This window comes from Vreelandella venusta, from assembly GCF_007989605.1.
Taxonomy (GTDB): Bacteria; Pseudomonadota; Gammaproteobacteria; order Pseudomonadales; family Halomonadaceae; genus Vreelandella; species Vreelandella venusta.
In genome coordinates this window covers 60210-76515 of record NZ_BJUL01000001.1, presented here as the reverse complement: position 1 = coordinate 76515, position 16306 = coordinate 60210, and the positions used below count along the sequence as shown (strand labels likewise).

12 protein-coding genes are annotated in these 16306 nt (G+C 53.3%); 2 read left to right on the top strand and 10 right to left on the bottom strand.

Translation table 11 applies throughout. From position 1 onward, the window contains the following. Window positions 1–105: 105 nt before the first annotated feature. The gene (gene dauA / locus HVE01_RS00365; RefSeq protein ID WP_146941779.1) at window positions 106–1857 is read left to right on the top strand and encodes a C4-dicarboxylic acid transporter DauA; all 1752 of its coding nucleotides are present in this window, start codon (window positions 106–108) and stop codon (window positions 1855–1857) included. 47 nt (window positions 1858–1904) lie between these two features. Here dauA and adhP read toward each other — a convergent pair whose 3' ends face one another. After that, window positions 1905–2933, bottom strand: coding sequence for an alcohol dehydrogenase AdhP (gene adhP, locus HVE01_RS00360; RefSeq protein WP_146941777.1), 1029 nt, complete (start codon window positions 2931–2933; stop codon window positions 1905–1907). Window positions 2934–3054: 121 nt separating this feature from the next. Then, complete coding sequence (exaC, locus tag HVE01_RS00355; RefSeq protein WP_125751097.1) at window positions 3055–4575, bottom strand: acetaldehyde dehydrogenase ExaC; 1521 nt, start codon at window positions 4573–4575, stop codon at window positions 3055–3057. A gap of 119 nt (window positions 4576–4694) precedes the next feature. Between exaC and HVE01_RS00350 the strand changes: the two genes are divergently transcribed. Next, window positions 4695–5378, top strand: coding sequence for a LuxR C-terminal-related transcriptional regulator (locus HVE01_RS00350; RefSeq protein ID WP_146941775.1), 684 nt, complete (start codon window positions 4695–4697; stop codon window positions 5376–5378). Between the two features lie 14 nt (window positions 5379–5392). Here the strand turns inward: HVE01_RS00350 and HVE01_RS00345 are convergent, their stop codons facing one another. The 8 genes from HVE01_RS00345 to HVE01_RS00310 all read right to left on the bottom strand — a co-directional run bounded on the left by HVE01_RS00345 (window position 5393) and on the right by HVE01_RS00310 (window position 16217). Then, window positions 5393–6805 carry a hybrid sensor histidine kinase/response regulator gene (locus HVE01_RS00345; protein WP_146941773.1) on the bottom strand — a complete coding sequence of 471 codons (1413 nt, stop codon included), beginning with the start codon at window positions 6803–6805 and terminating at the stop codon, window positions 5393–5395. Then, window positions 6777–7940: a nitric oxide-sensing protein NosP gene (gene nosP / locus HVE01_RS00340; RefSeq protein ID WP_198350369.1), complete on the bottom strand. Its 1164-nt coding sequence runs from the start codon at window positions 7938–7940 to the stop codon at window positions 6777–6779. Before nosP ends, HVE01_RS00345 begins: the two co-directional genes overlap by 29 nt. After that, window positions 7918–10170, bottom strand: coding sequence for an ATP-binding protein (locus HVE01_RS00335; RefSeq protein WP_146941770.1), 2253 nt, complete (start codon window positions 10168–10170; stop codon window positions 7918–7920). The genes nosP and HVE01_RS00335 overlap by 23 nt, the downstream gene beginning before the upstream one ends. Further along, window positions 10160–10750 carry a putative pterin-binding protein gene (locus HVE01_RS00330; RefSeq protein ID WP_422822475.1) on the bottom strand — a complete coding sequence of 197 codons (591 nt, stop codon included), beginning with the start codon at window positions 10748–10750 and terminating at the stop codon, window positions 10160–10162. Before HVE01_RS00330 ends, HVE01_RS00335 begins: the two co-directional genes overlap by 11 nt. Before the next feature lie 184 nt (window positions 10751–10934). After that, complete coding sequence (locus HVE01_RS00325) at window positions 10935–11753, bottom strand: DUF2189 domain-containing protein (protein WP_125751113.1); 819 nt, start codon at window positions 11751–11753, stop codon at window positions 10935–10937. A 317-nt stretch (window positions 11754–12070) separates the two neighbouring features. Further along, the gene (locus HVE01_RS00320) at window positions 12071–12499 is read right to left on the bottom strand and encodes a universal stress protein (RefSeq protein ID WP_125751116.1); all 429 of its coding nucleotides are present in this window, start codon (window positions 12497–12499) and stop codon (window positions 12071–12073) included. An 11-nt stretch (window positions 12500–12510) separates the two neighbouring features. Further along, window positions 12511–15105: a TRAP transporter permease gene (locus HVE01_RS00315; protein WP_125751119.1), complete on the bottom strand. Its 2595-nt coding sequence runs from the start codon at window positions 15103–15105 to the stop codon at window positions 12511–12513. Between the two features lie 137 nt (window positions 15106–15242). After that, window positions 15243–16217, bottom strand: coding sequence for a TAXI family TRAP transporter solute-binding subunit (locus tag HVE01_RS00310; protein ID WP_125751122.1), 975 nt, complete (start codon window positions 16215–16217; stop codon window positions 15243–15245). Window positions 16218–16306: the final 89 nt, after the last annotated feature.

Here is a 16306-nt window from a genome sequence, read left to right as displayed (position 1 = left end):
GGGATTTTTGTGCGCGAACGACACGACGACGAACGGCTTGTTGTGCAAATTTCATCGCAGGCGTAGCGTAATGGCTTGTTTTCGCTATTTTTAGGAGGCTCCCCCATGTCCCGCGCCAAACGTTCTTCGGGTTACGTTGTGCCACTGCCCGGTAGCGCGCTGGTCAGCGCTTGGCGTCAAGGGTATACACTGGCCAGATTGAAGCGCGATGTGATGGCGGGGCTGACGATTGGTGTGGTAGCCGTCCCACTTTCTATGGCGTTAGCGATTGCTACCGGCGTGCCGCCCCAACATGGGCTTTACACCGCGATTGTCGCCGGCGCGGTGATTGCCTTAACCGGTGGTTCACGATTTAACATCTCCGGCCCCACCGCCGCCTTTGTGGTGATTCTGTTTCCCATCGTGGCCAACCATGGCCTGGGCGGACTGCTGATCGCCACACTGATGGCCGGTGCCATTCTAGTGGCGCTGGGGCTTTCTCGGTTAGGCAGCCTAATTCAGTACGTGCCCTACCCGGTCATTCTTGGCTTTACCGCAGGTATTGGGGTAGTCATTGCCCTCCTCCAGTTACCTGACTTTCTGGGCCTCGCGGACGTAGCGCTAGGCGATAGCACCCTGAATAACCTCATGCTCATTGGGCGAGCGCTGCCCAGCCTTTCACCGGCCGAGCTCAGCGTGGGAGTGGTGACCTTGGCAACGCTGCTGATCTGGCCCCGCCTGAAGACGCCCATTCCTGCCCCGCTGATAGGCTTGGCAGTGGGCACTCTGGCCGCCGCTTTATTGACGATGAGTGGCGTTGAAATCGACACGATCGCCTCACGGTTTAGTTGGGAGTTTCAAGGTGAAAGCGGTAGCGGCATTCCCCCATTCCCTCCAAGCGTTGCGGCACCGTGGCACTTTCCTGGCGCGGATGGCACACCACTCGAGGTCGATTTCGCGCTGATTCAGGCGCTGCTTGGCCCAGCACTGGCCATCGCCCTACTGGCCGCCATCGAGTCGCTACTGTGCGCCGTGGTGGCGGATGGCCTGACCCGCACCCGCCACGACCCTAACGCCGAACTGATTGGCCAGGGCCTGGGCAATATGGTGGTGCCCTTCTTCGGCGGCATTACCGCCACAGCTGCGCTTGCCCGCACGGCGACCAATATCAAAAGCGGAGCGTTTTCACCGCTGGCGGCGGTCGTTCACTCCCTGGTGGTACTGCTTGCCGTGGTGGCGCTGGCGGGTGTGTTGGGGTTCGTGCCCATGGCGGCGCTAGCCGCCCTGCTGCTGATCATCGCCTGGAATATGAGCGAGGCGCGCCACTTCGTGCATACGCTGAAAAGTGCCCCCGCCAGCGATGTGTGGGTGCTGGTTATCTGCTTTGGGCTAACGGTGCTTTTTGACATGGTGATTGCAGTAGCTGTCGGTATTGGCTTGGCCGCCGCGTTGTTTATTCGCCGCATGGCACAGTTGACCCATACTCAACGCTTAGACACACCCGACAAAGAGGCGCGCTTCCCGCCGGAAGTCGCCCTTTACAAAATTCACGGCCCACTATTTTTCGGTGCCGCAGAAAAGGCGATTGCCACGCTACGCGTGATTGATCACAGCGTGCGAATTATCGTTCTGGATATGCGTGAAGTTCCCAGTCTGGATACCACGGCCATGGTGGCGTTAGATACGCTGCGTCGTGAGCTAAGCGAACAAGGCGTGGGAGTGATGTTCGTTGGACTGCAGCCGCGCCTGGCACTCAAAATTAAACGCGCGGGCATTAAGCGTGAAGTGAGAAAGTTAGCGGTCGTGAGCAATCTTGCCCATGCCGAGCGTATGGTACAACGCTGGCTGGAAAAGCAAGGTACAGTAAGTATTGGATAGACGGCAGAGAATAAAAGGGGGAGCTATCGTCTCCCCCTCGCGGTCACTCAACTCGCCATATCCAGCACAATACGACCTTCGATCTTGCCGTCGATCATACGTTGGAAGACGTTGTTGATATTGTCTAGCGTGTCGGTCGCCACAGTCGCTTTGACTTTGCCTTCAGCAGCGAAATCCAACGCTTCCTGCAGGTCGCTGCGGGTTCCGACGATCGAACCGCGAATGGTAATACCGTTAAGCACTGTGCTAAAGATTGGCAGCGGGAAGTCACCCGGTGGCAAGCCATTGAGCACCAGTGTGCCACCACGGCGTAACATGTTTTGCGCTTGATCAAACGCCTTTGGCGATACCGCTGTGACCAATGCCCCGTGGGCACCACCAATGGCTTTTTTCAGATACGCTGCTGGGTCGGTTTTCATCGCATTAACCGTCACCGTGGCACCTAGCCGTTCGGCCAAAGCGAGCTTTCCGTCGTCAACATCAACAGCAGCGACGTTTAGCCCCATCGCTTTCGCATACTGCACCGCCATATGTCCCAGGCCGCCGACGCCTGAAATAACCACCCACTGACCTGGGCGAGTATCGGTCATTTTCAAGCCTTTATAAACCGTTACTCCGGCACACAGAACCGGGGCTATTTCGATGAAATCAACGGCGTCCGGCAGACGCCCCACATAGCCTGCATCCGCCAAGGTGTAGTCGGCAAACCCACCGTTGACCGAGTAACCGGTATTTTGCTGGGATTCACACAGGGTTTCCCAGCCGCCTAAACAGTGTTCACAGTAACCACAGGCTGAGTACAGCCAGGGCACGCCGATACGATCGCCCTCTTTGACATGAGTAACGCCGTCACCCACCGCCACAATATGCCCAACACCTTCGTGCCCAGGAATGAACGGTGGCGAGGGTTTCACCGGCCAATCTCCGTGTGCTGCATGTAGATCGGTGTGGCAAACGCCAGAGGCCGCCACCTTCATCAGCACCTCTCCCCGCTTGGGACGAGGCACGTTTACTTCTTCTATCGCTAGTGGCTGACCGAACTCACGTACGACTGCCGCTCGCATTGTGTTATCCATGATGCAACTCCTGATGGTTGTCGATGTGGCAACTTGTGATTGCTCTTATCGTTACAGTAAGCGTCAGAGGAGTAGCAAAACGCCCGGCAATAGCCGGGCGGTATCACTTCAGAATAGCCTATTAGAAGAAACCTAGCGGGTTAATATCGTAACTCACTAGCAGGTTCTTAGTTTGCTGATAGTGCTCAAGCGCCACTTTATGGGTTTCGCGACCTACGCCTGATTTCTTATAACCACCAAACGCAGCATGGGCAGGGTACTGGTGGTAGCAGTTGGTCCAAACGCGACCTGCTTGAATGCCACGTCCCATACGGAAGGCGACGTTGATGTCACGGCTCCAGACACCGGCCCCCAGGCCGAACTCGGTATCGTTGGCAATGGCGAGCGCTTCTTCTTCATCTTTGAAAGTGGTCACAGCGACCACAGGACCAAAGATCTCTTCCTGGAAGACGCGCATCTTGTTGTTGCCTTTGAGCAGTGTCGGCTGGATGTAGTAGCCGCTATTGATGCTGTCATCCAGGCTCTCTTTATCGCCACCGGCAAGGAACTCGGCGCCTTCGTCGCGGGCGATGTCCATGTACGACATAATCTTATCGAACTGCTCTTGGGAGGCTTGTGCACCAACTTGAACGTCGGTATCTAGCGGGTTGCCACGCTTGATGGTTTTAGTTCTTTCGACCACCTTGGCCATAAACTCGTCGTACATGCTCTCTTGAATCAGTGCACGAGAAGGACAGGTACATACTTCGCCTTGGTTGAAGAATGCCAGCACTAAGCCTTCAACAGCTTTATCAATAAACGTCGGCTCGGCGTTCATGATGTCTGCAAAATAGATATTGGGCGATTTACCCCCCAGCTCCACTGTCGAAGGGATAATATTTTCTGCGGCACATTTAAGAATGTGCGAACCAACCGGTGTTGAACCGGTAAAGGCAATTTTGGCAATCCGCTTGCTGGTGGCGAGAGCTTGACCAGCTTCGGCGCCAAATCCATTAACGACGTTAAGTACACCAGGGGGTAGCAGGTCGCCAATCACCTCCATCACTTTCAATATCGAGGCAGGAGTTTGCTCAGCTGGCTTCAGTACGACGCAGTTACCCGCGGCAAGAGCAGGGCCCAGTTTCCAAGCGGCCATTAGAATCGGGAAGTTCCAGGGAATAATTTGACCAACAACGCCTAGCGGCTCATGGAAGTGGTAAGCAACGGTGTTAGCATCGATATCCGCAGCCGTACCCTCCTGCGAACGCAAGCAGCCAGCAAAGTAACGGAAGTGGTCAACAGCAAGCGGAATATCCGCATTCAAGGTTTCACGAACGGCTTTTCCGTTATCCCACGTTTCTGCGACCGCTAACATTTCAAGGTTTTGCTCGAGGCGGTCGGCAATCTTAAGTAGGATATTACTGCGCTCTTGAACGGAGGTTTTGCCCCAGGCAGGCGCGGCTTTGTGGGCTGCATCCAGCGCTTTCTCAATATCTTCAGCGCCAGAGCGGGGAATCTCGCAGAATACTTGACCGTTAACAGGACTGATATTATCAAAGTACTGGCCGTTGACCGGGGGAACAAACTCACCGCCGATATAGTTGCCAAAACGTTTTTCAAAGGACACAACGGAACCAGCATCACCCGGGTTGGCGTAGATCATGGTAAAGCTCCTGAGTATTATGATTATAAAATAAGGTGCCTACCCAGTGTTGGCCACACGCGCCATTTACGATATAGCCCGATGGCAGGACGCACCCTCATCCCTTGGTAGGAGACGCCATGTACTCGTTGCTAGTGGCAGACGACCATCCGCTGTTTCGCGATGCACTTCACGCGGTAATTAGCGCTGGTTTAACAGATACTCAACTGTTGGAGTCGGACAGTTTGGCGGCGGCTATTCACACAATCGGCATCCATGATGAACTTGATTTGCTATTACTCGATTTAAGCCTGCCCGATGCCGATGGACTAGAAGGTCTGACAATACTTCGAGAAAGATTTCCATGGCTGCCTGTCGCCATTGTCTCGGCACACCAGGAGCGCCAGTTGGTGTTAGACGCCATTACCCAAGGTGCCGTGGGCTATATTCCGAAATCAACTCCCCGAGAACAGCTGTTAGCAGCACTCAACCAAATTCTTCAGGGGCAACTTTATCTGCCTGCAGATATTATGCGCCAGCCGCCCCCGCGCATGGAGCCATCGACGTTGGCACCTTCGTCGGAGGTATCCCGTGAACGGCTAATACGCTTAACCGACAAGCAGTTAGATGTGTTGGGTTGCATGGCGCAGGGGATGTCCAATAAGCAAATCGCACGAGAGCTGTTTATCGCTGAAACCACAGTGAAAACACATGTTTCAGCTATTTTACGCAAGCTCGGTGCAACAAGCAGAGTGCACGCCATCGTCATCGCAGGTGAAGAGGAACTAGGCGCTTATCTTGCCAAACGAACTTCCTCCACCTAGCCGCCGACTTCCCGTTAAGCAGAAGTCTCTAAGAGCGTCCCCAGTAGCATCTTTAAGCGAAGAGGCTTTAGCGGTTTTAACAAACAGTGCATACCTGCTTCCCGGGTGGCTCGTTTCAAAGTTGCCTCATGGTTGGCAGTGATGACTACGGTGGCTAACCCTGGATAGCGTCGACGCAGTCTTGCAGCCAAGTCGATCCCATTTTCGCGGTGATCCCCCAGATGGTAATCCACTAACAGCACAGCCGGGCACTCACCGTCACTCGCTGCTTCCAGCGCGCTCACCGTAGCGGCTGCCCTCACCCGACACCCCCAACTGCCCAGCAACGCCTGCATTCCTTCTACAATCGCGGGATCATCATCGATCACCCAAATGACACAGCCTTGTAGCGGATCGTGCTGCCAACGATCAGATCCAGGCAATGCTTTTGGCGCATAAGCAACGGGCGATGCCCCCTCGCTTGGGGCTGTATTAGGTTCTGACGCAGAGAAAGGGACCAGCACAGAAAACAGCGAGCCACGCCCAAGTTGTGAAGTAAGCGATACAGGGTGCTCTAACATAGTACTGATGCGATCTACGATCGCTAGCCCCAACCCAAGCCCCCGGCTGTGGCTACTTTGAGACTGGCTGGCGCGGCGAAATTCTAGAAAAATCGCCTGACGCTGTGGCTCTGGTATCCCCGGCCCAGTATCGCCCACCATAATTTCAAGACCATTGGCGCGTCGCCGACAGCCAAGCAGTAAGTGTCCATGTTCGGTGTAGCGCACGGCATTGCTGAGAAAGTTGCGCACAACACGTGCCAGTAGCGCCAAATCTGATTCGACCATCACACTCGACGGCACATAGTGAAGCGTCAGCCCACGCACGGCGGCTACTTGCCGATACTCTTCTGCCAAGGCATCTAACAGCGTACTTACCGCAAACGGTGCTTTATCCGCGTGGAGCACACCGGCATCCAAACGGGAAATATCTACCAATGTACCTAAAAGCCCTTCAACATCCTTTAACGAACGCCCTATGTGCCCTACTAAAGCCTGGGAGGCCTCGGGTAGCGCGTGGGTTTCTAAGGCGCTGGCGAATAAACGGGCGGCGTTTAACGGCTGAAGCAGGTCATGACTGACCGCCGCTAAAAATTTCGTTTTAGAAAGATTGGCCGCCTCCGCTTCGGCATTCGCCGCCAACAGCCGCGCATTTACTTGGCTAAGTTCATCTAGTGTGCGGTGAAGTGCATCGGTGCGTTCGCGCACTTGCTCGGCTAGCAGCACCGAACGCTCAAACGCGGCATAGGGAGCGCTATTGGGGCTTGCGCCGGACTCCACACGCTCCATTAGGGCTTGGCAAACCTTACGCAAACGACGGTTTTCTTCGCTTAGCGTGGCATTATCCGCCGTAGAATCACTATCTGCCGCTAGTTGGAAGAGCGCCAAAAGCCACCCCCGTAAAGGTTTGGTTTACGTGCATGCCATGATGATGTTCGCCGTAGGTATTAAACCCCACCACTCGTGCCTGACGAAGCAGCGCTGACGCCTGATCCAGCTGTTGCAAAGACTCAAGCGCCATACGCCTTAAGAAACAATCACAGCCTATAATCGAAGGTGTTGCTCCCAGGCGTTGTTGCACGCGCTGTAGCATCCCCTCTAGATCTAAGAGTAACGGCGCAGGCCGCATCGCAGTGAGCACAATGCCCGCTTCTACTGCGCAGTAAAACGTTAGGCTAGCATCTTCATTGACGCGTTGTATTGAGCGAATATAGTGCTGTCCACCGATATAAACTGCCAGTGGGTGCTGGGCAAAAATGGAGGGTGATAGCGCATCAACAGGACAGCCGACTAATGCTGCATAAACGTCAGCAGCAGGTAACCCATTAAGCTCTAGCACTCGGCGCTGCTCTCGGTCAGCCTCTGTTACCACTAACTTATGGGCTAGCGGTTCAAGGTGATGGGTAGAAAACACCTCAAATGGTAGCCGCGTGTTAAGCATTACCACGACGGCGGCGCGAGTATGAAAATGCCCATTGGCATACACATGCGTATGGGTAAGGTGGTTATCATCACCGGCCGAGCCGCCAAAGCTGGGAATACGGCCAAGAGCCGCATCTAAGGTTGCTAATACCTGTTCTTCACGGCTGGATAAACCATCTAGCAATGTGAGCGCAAAGCTATGCTCATTCACCGGTGCAACCGCCTGCTGTCGACAACGCTCCAGTAAGGTATCCACGAGCGGTTGTGCGCGGCTGAGGTCGAAGTTATCAAGGTCGTCTACCAGTGCAGTTTCAACCGCAAACACGCGACGATCAAAACCGATCGCTACCACAGAGCCCCGATCATAGCCCTGTGGTGTAATCTCGCCCGCCGTCGTGCAGCCACTCATTGACACCTTATCAAACACACCGCTAAGGGCCGTTGCTAGTTCCTCTAACGGATACTCAGCACTGCAAAAAAACAGCACAAAACCTAAGTGTTCATGACCAAGCTGTTGAGCCAATTCATCGGCGGCTTGAAAGGGATTAAGTTGGTTGCTGGCTGCGGCCTGAATGCCGCTATTCTTCGGTGCTATCGTCACGACGCCATTTCTCCAACGCTGCATGAGTTCGCGAAGCGGTTTGTCTCAATAGATTCATGGTGTCAGTAAAGTCTTGCGGTGAGGACGTGCTGTTACTGGCGATTATCTCAAGCCGTTTAGCCTCAGCGGCCAAACGCTCGGCTCCAACACCGAGCGATTCGCCGCGCAGCTGATGTGCTAAGCGTGCCACTTGCTTGGCTTGCTCCGCTGTCAGCAACGCCGTGTTGCTTAGATAAGCCGCCAACTGCGCAGAGTAATCACTCACTTGCTGATGATAAAGCATGATGAGCTGATCGACACTTTCAGCTCCCAGTGACTCCACCAGGGACTCTAGCGTTGTACGATTAAGTAGTGGCTGTAACTCTTGCTGCTCCTGATCTAAAGGCAATGTCGACAAAGTACATGGGCGCGAAACCGCAAACAGCTGTAGCGACAGCACATGACTAAGGGAAATTAAGGATAGCGGTTTAGTAATGTAATCGTTCATTCCCGCTGCTAGGCAGCGTTGACGAACATCTTCCACGCCGCCGGCCGTCATGGCCACAATCGGCACGTTGGCCAACCAACCGCCTTGAGAGCGAAGCTGTTTGGTCACGGTGATGCCATCGATATCCGGTAGCTGAATATCCATAAAGATGAGGTGCACCTGCTGAGCCTGCACCATGTCTAGAGCATCTTGGCCATTTTCGGCACAGACGACATCGCATCCAAGGCGCGACAGTAGCCCAGTGGCAACCTTACGATTGATGGCATTGTCTTCCACAAGTAGTAAGGATGTGCCAGCAAAATCCTGCGTTGGTTCGGGCGGCAATGAAGCGGTAACGGGGCTAGCTTCTACAAGGGGCAACTCGCACCAAAATGTGCTGCCCTGTCCAGGGGTGCTACGAACCCCTAACCGCCCTTGCATAGCCTCGCTTAAGCGTTTACAAATCGCCAGCCCTAGCCCAGTACCGCCAAACCGACGAGCAACTGACTCATCCGCTTGTTGAAATGGCTCAAACAGGGATGCCTGTTGCTCCTCACTCAAGCCACAACCGGTATCACAAACTTCAAATAACAGGCTATTTACCGTGGAATAAATACGTATATTGACTTTACCATGGTCAGTAAACTTAATAGCGTTTGTGATGAGGTTAAGCAAAATCTGACGCAATCGGCTGGCATCGATCATTACCCATGCCGGGACGAGAGGATCAACATACAACGTTAACTGCAGGCCTTTTTCCTTAGCGCGAGGCTCGAAAAGCGATATAACGCTGTCGACTAGTGGTTTAAGGGCGGTGGGTGAAGTGTCAAGCGTTAGGTGCCCCGCTTCAATCTTTGAAAAATCAAGAATTTCATTGATCATCGCTAGCAACTGGTTAGCGCTGTCATGAATCGTACGAGCATAGTCTTCTACTTGCGCAAGGCTAGATGGTTCACGCAGCAACTCGCTCATACCAATGACGCCGTTGAGCGGCGTGCGAATTTCATGGCTAACCATCGCTAAAAAGTCAGATTTAGCGTGATTTGCGGCCTGTGCCTGCGTGGCAGTGATTTCTAGTTGGTGGCTAAGTTGCTCTTGCTCACGGCGAGCGGAGGCACTTTCTCGCATCTCTCGCACGAGAAACACAATGACCAGCAAGACAGCGAGACTCATTCCCACCAACAGTGATATTAAAAGCTTATATAAAATATTTAATAACACGCGCTCTTCAGTAGCAGACTCCGCTAGATAACCATTAATAGCGATAACAAATCGCTCTGTAAATCGAGTGAGCACCAACAGCCCTTCCTCTAGCTCAGCAATCGGTAACTGAGGTAAAGAGGCATGAGGTTCAAACATAGGATCTAGCGTATCTAGCTGCTGCTGAATTTGAGCTAATAACGCTTTTGCTACACTGATATTGTCTAACAGCTGGCTCACTTCGCCCTCCTGCAACAGCGTCATGCGGCTGTAGAGTAACTCGAAGTGCAGGTTCAAAGTGTCCTGATCAGAAGGTGAAATCGGGCCACGGGTGACCGCAAGCAAGTGGTTGAATAGCTGAATCGCATCGCGATCAAGCTTATATACCACCCAGGCCGTATCTTCTCTCAAACTTTGGGTCAAATTATCCTGACGCCAAGCCGCTAAGGCTGCCACTACCAGCGCGGCCGCGAACAGCAGGACGGTAATCATAGCAACCACTTTAAAGCGTCGCGGATAACGCAGCAGGCGGGGAGCTCGAGAAACAGGCCGACTAACGGACATTTATCTGCATAACTTGCCAAACAGCTCTAAAACGCATTTTTTCACTTAAAAGAGCCTCATCTTGGCTGAAAGGATAAAGCACCCACAACGGGCCGTACTCACGGATGGGAATGCTTTGCCCGTCCCGCTCTAATGCTAGGATCACATCATACTTATAAAAATCACTAATCGGTATTTCCGCTTCGAAGCCGTTTAAAGCGGAGACATAAACGCTATTTCCAGGACCATTTCCAGAGCCATTTCCAGAGCTGTTTCTAGAACTATTTCTAGAGCTGCCCCCAAGGCGGTTGTCAGCATTTGGTAGCCCAACATGCTCTAATAATGTGCGCATCAGCGGTCCGCTATAAGTACTACTACCTTCGGTCCACGGCGTGCCTGTTTCAAAGGAGTGCTGCGGCAACGCTTGCAACATAGCACGATCAAAGCGTGCGCCTTGGGTGGTATTGAAATGTGTTATATCACCGTTGATTGTGAGTATAACGGGCCCTTCAGGCATCTCTAGGGGAGCCTCTGTATGCACAAGCCCCATCGCAGGAATGCTAAGCGCCAGCATAATCCCTCCCAGTAAAAATGCTTTCACAACGCTTACCTCACGACACAATATTTTGAAAGTAGGACCATTTCTGTCAACTATCAAGACAGGCAGGACCCTAGATAAAAAAGAGATAGCGCAAAGGTTACGCTATCTCTTTTACATAGTCAGGTTAAGTATGTTTTTACTTAACAACACGTTTGAGGCTCAGCATTCTAAGGCTTTCAGAGCGTTAGGTCTCAAGCTTCTCGACTGGTTCAAAACGCACCAACTCTTCATAAGCATGCCATGTTGCGTGGCCTAAAACGGGCAAAATGAGTGCCAAGCCAATGTAAAAAGTAAGTACGCCAATTAAAACGCAGCCCGTTAAAATAGCAGCCCACAACAGCATAGGACGGAAGTTTTTGGCAACACAGCGTACGCTAGCTTCGATACCCTCCATAAAAGTAAGGTCCTGATCCATGAGCGTTGGGATAGCCACTGAACTAATGGCAAAGGCACCAAAAGCGAGAATACCGCCCGCCACTGAACCTACTGCAATCATGCCCAAGCCTTCTGGCGTGGTAAGGAGTGATGTGTAAAGAGTCGCTGGACTCGGCACCTCAAAGCCAAAGAATAACGCGAACAGCAGCGTTGCAAGACGAATCCAGGCGAGGAAGAAAATCATCATCATCACGCCCATCATCGCCAACTGGCCTGCATGAGGACGCCAACTGCCGAAGGCATCACCAAGGTTCGGAACCCTTCCCCGTTCAAGAGCAAGACTAATGCCGTAAGAGCCTACCGCCACCAGTGGTCCAACAAACATAAACCCGGCGATCATAGGTAATAACCAGTACCAATAGCCCAGTGTTATTGCGCCTGCTGTAATGGCTATGCTTAATCCCACCCAAAACATGCCGTAGGTTAAACTGATAGCAGTTGCACGACGGAAGTCCTCGAACCCCGCGGCAAGCCATGCACGCGGCCGATCCATCCCCACCTTATTAATAGTGATTTTCACGTTAGGCATATCTGCTCGGCCGTGCGTTTTTGTTGTAGCTGCATTCATAGCCTGACTCCTTAGTTTTGCCCCAATGCAGCGGTGGCCTTTAAACCCACTCAGGTTGAGATCGAACTTACCCAACACCCTGAAAAGTCGCCACATGCATGAGTTCGTTAACCATGGGTTAATGGCTTAACGTACCTTTAATGTAGCTGAGCAATGGCAAGGTAGAGCTGTCTCACGGCATTACGTACAAAAAATCCTGCTTTCATGCTATTAACGCCAATTTATTCGATGCGTTAGTCAGCGTTAATATAACCCCACAAACAAAAACTCCAGGCCAAATGGCCTGGAGTTCTCTTACTAGTCAACGAGTATCGACATCAGCGCACGATCATCACCGAAATCTTGGCATGGTGAACCACGTGTTCCGCATTGGGGCCCAGAACGTAGTCGACAAATTTACGTTTGGTGTGAGATGCCATGACAATCAGGTCGGCATCTAGCTTTTTACCTACCTTAATGATGGCCTCCCATGGCGAGCCGTCAGCAATCACACTCTGAGTCTTAATCTCCTCAGGCACATTTTCCTTAATAAACTTATGCTGCGCCTCTTTCAACGCAGCATGTGCTTTTTCAGCAAAGTTCTTTGGAAAATAGGCTCCTACCATGGGCATCGTGAACTCAGGGAGCACTGTTACCACATGCAGTGAAGCCCCAAAAGTCTGACACAGCGCAATGGCCGTAGGCAGAGCCTTTGACCAAGAGGCCTCCTCGTTCAGATCCACCGGCAATACGATTTTGCTGTACATGGCATCCTCCTTTATGCAGCAGCCGTGGCTGACGTATTGTTACGACGACGACGCTGCATAACTACGATCAAACCAAACACCAGGAACGCCGGAATCCACATCAATTCCTTAATCCAACGATCCACAGGTGCCAGCACCTCGATGATTTCCTGGTCGAAATCCAAGCCAAGATCGGCCGCGGTGCTACCGAAGGCTACCATGTCGATGACCGCCCGCTCGTCTTCGATCAGTAGCTCAAGCCCTAGGTTCTCCAAGCGCTCTTCCCCTGTCTCCCCTTCAGGCACGGGCAGAACCATATAGGTAGTAAGCGGGTCACCAAAGTCATCTTCACCACGGATCTGCAGTCGTAGCGTGCTCTCCTCATCCACATCACCCAATGTCTGGACGAACTGTGACGGCGGCACCGACTCATAGGGGTCATGGATCATATCCATCCAGAACCCCGGGCGGAACAGCGTAAAGGCGACCAGCAGCATTAGAATGGATTCGTACCAGCGGTTACGCACGATCATGAAGCCCTGCGAGCCAGCAGCAAAGATCAGCATCGCTATCGTCGATATGATGAAGATCACGATACCCTGCAGGAAGCTCACGTCGATCAGCAGCAGGTCGGTGTTAAAGATGAACAGGAACGGTAGCGCCGCGGTCCGCAAGCTATAATAGAAAGCCTGAAAACCGGTTCGTATCGGGTCTCCTCCCGATACAGCTGCTGCCGCGAAAGAGGCAAGCCCCACCGGTGGTGTCACATCGGCCATAATGCCGAAATAGAACACGAACAGGTGAACGGCAATCAGCGGTACCAACAGACCGTTCTGTTCACCGAGTTGCACGATCACCGGGGCAAGTAGCGCCGACACCACGATGTAGTTGGCGGTAGTGGGCAGACCCATGCCGAGGATCAAGCTGAGCACCGCAGTGAGCAGCAGGATCAGCATCAGGTTCCCCATAGAGAGGATTTCCACCACATCGGCCAGCACCAAGCCCACGCCGGTCTGGGAAACCGCACCAACGATAATGCCAGCTGTCGCGGTGGCGATGCCGATGCCGATCATGTTGCGGGCACCCGTCACTAAGCCACTCCACAGATCCAGGACACCCGCACGGATATCCTCGCCCATGTCACTCTGCCCGCGGAAGATTGCCGTAATGGGACGCTGAGTCAGAATGATGAAGACCATGAGCACCGTGGCCCAGAATGCCGACAGTCCCGGAGACAAGCGCTCTACCATCAGGCACCACACCAGCACGATCACCGGCAGAATGAACTGCAGCCCAACCATCACCGTTGGCCGGGTCTGGGGCAGCTTGAAGATCGGTTCATTCGGATCGTCAAGCTCGAGCTCCGGATAGCCTGAAGCCACCTTGAGCAGTGCGATGTAGATCACCACCAGGGCTACACTTACCACCCAAGGCGTGGCGGAGCCCAAAACAGGCTTTAACCACCCCAGGCCGTAGTAGACCACCAGCGCCGTTACCATCATCAATAATAAACCGCCCAAGAAGCCGATCACCTTGCGCACCAGTGGCTTAGGAGGATTGCTGGTTGGCAGGCCCTGCAGGTTAGCCTTCATGGCCTCAAGATGGACGATGTAAATCAAGGCGATGTAGGAAATTAGCGCAGGTAAGAATGCATGCTTGATGACTTCCACATAGGAGATGCCGACATACTCGACCATCAGGAAGGCCGCAGCGCCCATCACGGGCGGCATAATCTGACCGTTGACAGAGGAGGCTACTTCAACAGCACCCGCCTTTTCGGAGGAAAAACCGACGCGCTTCATCATCGGTACGGTGAAGGTACCTGTAGTTACCACGTTGGCAATTGAGGAGCCCGAGATCAGGCCAGTCATGCCCGATGCCACTACCGCAGCCTTGGCCGGCCCCCCCTTGTAGTGACCCAACAGCGAGAACGCCACTTTGATGAAATAATTGCCAGCACCCGCCTTATCGAGTAAGGCTCCGAACAGCACGAATAGGAATACGAAACTAGTAGAAACCCCAAGGGCGATACCGAATACCCCCTGGGTAGTCAGCCACTGGTGGTTGACCAGACCGAAGAGACTTACCCCCCGGTGTGAAAGAATGCCTGGCATGTAGGGCCCGGCAAGAGAATAAATAATGAAGATCGAGGCAATGATCATCAGTGGTGGGCCAAGCGCTCGACGCGTTGCTTCAAGCAGCAACAGAAGCCCCGTCACCCCAATGATCACATCTTGCAGAATCGGCGCCCCCGGTCGTTGTGACAACTGTTCATAAAACATGAACATATAGGCACCACAGAATGCCGCTGCCGCGGCTAGCACCCAATCCTGAATGGGTATGCGGTCGCGTGGTGAGCGTTTTAGTGCCGGATAGGCCATATAGGCTAAAAACAGCGCGAATGCCAAGTGTATGGAACGAGCCTCAGTGGCATTGAAGACACCAAAGCCGACCACGAAAGGCAGTGGGGAGGCGACCCACAGTTGAAACAGCGACCATGCCGCGGCGATGCTAACCAATAGTTTTCCCGGCATGCCCGCAGGCTTGCGAGCCCCAGTATCACTCGAAGCCACCATATCCTCGAGGTCAACCGCGGATTCCGCGCTCCTGTTCTTGTCCTCAGTCATAAGCTAACCCTGCCTGGTATGTAGTGACGAAAGATTCCATTGGCATTACGCCATACAGCATCTCAAACAGAATACGCGGCCACTCGACGTGGCCGCGTAATCACTCATTGAGGCGAAATCACCTCAGGTTGGCCAAGTTACTCGATCCAGCCCTGCTCTCGGTAGTAACGAGCGGCACCTTCATGCAGTGGTGCTGATAGACCAGAGGTCACCATGTCTTGGGGATCGAGGTTCTCGAAGGCCGGGTGCAGACGCTTAAAGCGATCGAAGTTATCGAATACCGCTTTAACGGTCTGGTAGATGATGTCGTCGTCGGTCTCTGCGGTAGTCACGAAGGTCGCTGCGACACCGAAGGTTTCGACGTCTTCGTCGTTACCTTTGTACAATCCACCTGGAATGACCGACATGGAATAGTACGGGAACTCATCAACAATGCCCTGAACTGTCTCATCGTTGAGAGGCACCAGACGCGAATCGACGGTGGTAGTCGCTTCCTGGATGGCTCCATTGGGGTGCCCCACGACATAGGCCATCGCGTCGATGTTGTTGTCAGCAAGCGCGGCAGCCATTTCGGCGGCATCGAGTTGAGACGCTAACGAGAAAGAATCTTCAGTCCAGCCTTTGGCACCCATCACCACTTCCATGGTGTTGCGCTGCCCAGAGCCTGGGTTGCCGATATTGACGCGCTTACCTTCCAAGTCATCAAGGGAATTAATGTTGGCATCAGCACGAGCCAGGATAGTCAGCGGCTCACCGTGAACGCGGAACACCGCGCGCAGGTCTTCATAGGCCTCACCTTCAAAGTTCCCAGTACCGTTATAAGCTTGGTACTGAACATCCGACTGAGCGACACCCATGTCCAATTCGCCGGACTTGATACCGTTGATGTTGGCCACGGAGCCACCAGTAGAAGGTGCATTACATTTGATGTCAGCGTCTTCCAGACGGTTCACCAATCGACAGATCGACTGACCGACTACGTAGTACACACCTGTTTGGCCACCGGTACCGATAGTGATGAAGCGTTCTTGCGCAACCGCCGGAGATGCAAACGTAGCGGCCGCAATCAGCGCGCCTGAGAAGGCGGCAGTGGAAAATACATGGCGTTTCATGGACACACCTCTTTATCTTGATGTTGTGAGCGTTATACGCTTTAACCCCACCTGCTGAACGATTCCCTCAGGTGTTTTTCTGCCAAAAC

Excerpts from the sequence above, each read along its gene's own strand:
- dauA (WP_146941779.1), top strand. The coding sequence starts at position 106 with ATGTCCCGCGCCAAACGTTCTTCGGGTTACGTTGTGCCACTGCCCGGT.
- adhP (WP_146941777.1), bottom strand. The coding sequence starts at position 2,933 with ATGGATAACACAATGCGAGCGGCAGTCGTACGTGAGTTCGGTCAGCCA.
- exaC (WP_125751097.1), bottom strand. The coding sequence starts at position 4,575 with ATGATCTACGCCAACCCGGGTGATGCTGGTTCCGTTGTGTCCTTTGAA.
- HVE01_RS00350 (WP_146941775.1), top strand. The coding sequence starts at position 4,695 with ATGTACTCGTTGCTAGTGGCAGACGACCATCCGCTGTTTCGCGATGCA.
- HVE01_RS00335 (WP_146941770.1), bottom strand. The coding sequence starts at position 10,170 with ATGTCCGTTAGTCGGCCTGTTTCTCGAGCTCCCCGCCTGCTGCGTTAT.
- HVE01_RS00325 (WP_125751113.1), bottom strand. The coding sequence starts at position 11,753 with ATGAATGCAGCTACAACAAAAACGCACGGCCGAGCAGATATGCCTAAC.
- HVE01_RS00320 (WP_125751116.1), bottom strand. The coding sequence starts at position 12,499 with ATGTACAGCAAAATCGTATTGCCGGTGGATCTGAACGAGGAGGCCTCT.
- HVE01_RS00315 (WP_125751119.1), bottom strand. The coding sequence starts at position 15,105 with ATGACTGAGGACAAGAACAGGAGCGCGGAATCCGCGGTTGACCTCGAG.
- HVE01_RS00310 (WP_125751122.1), bottom strand. The coding sequence starts at position 16,217 with ATGAAACGCCATGTATTTTCCACTGCCGCCTTCTCAGGCGCGCTGATT.